We start from the raw sequence: 562 nt of genomic DNA, 5'->3' as shown, positions 1-562 counted from the left end.
AAGCAACCGCAAAGGCAAACGGCTATCCCGCTATAACGGTTTTACCAGACGGAACTATTGCCACTTTGACGGAAGATAACGGGGATATGTATTTTAAGAGATTTAATTTATATTGGCTTACGGGCGGAGCGGAAAGTATAAATTATAATACGGATACGAGCGTAAAGTTTTAAAATATTAAGTAAGCGGAGGTATAGTTATGCGAAAAAGATATTTCTTTATTCCTTTGATTGCGATTATCGTTATCTCTGGAATTTTGATGTGGGCTTGCAAGCATCCTTTGGGAGACGGCATCTCTTTTACTAATATCAACAATCAAGGAGGAGGAAACGGAACTATAGAAGAAGGGGGACCGGGATATAAAGGAGAGATAGGTAAAGATGTAACCAATACTATTATTAGACCTACTCAAGTTGAGGTGTTTCCTTATATTTCGGCAGGAAATTATTATAGGATTCCCACTTTGATACAGCTAACAAACGGAGACTTGATTGCCTTTGCCGATAAAAGAAAAGGAACTATAGGAGATTTGCCTAATAGTATAGAAGTTGTTATGAAAAGA

The 562-nt window shown here is 37.5% G+C and carries 1 protein-coding gene; it reads left to right on the top strand.

Going from position 1 to position 562, the window contains the following annotated elements:
* Window positions 1–199: 199 nt before the first annotated feature.
* The coding region (locus EZH24_RS13255; RefSeq protein WP_137999471.1) for a sialidase family protein at window positions 200–562 on the top strand (363 nt) is incomplete at its 3' end.

The sequence above is a fragment of the Brachyspira catarrhinii genome (assembly GCF_005518285.1).
Lineage (GTDB): Bacteria > Spirochaetota > Brachyspiria > Brachyspirales > Brachyspiraceae > Brachyspira > Brachyspira catarrhinii.
Note: the sequence above shows the minus strand (reverse complement) of the source record. Positions and strands in the feature narration are given on the sequence as shown.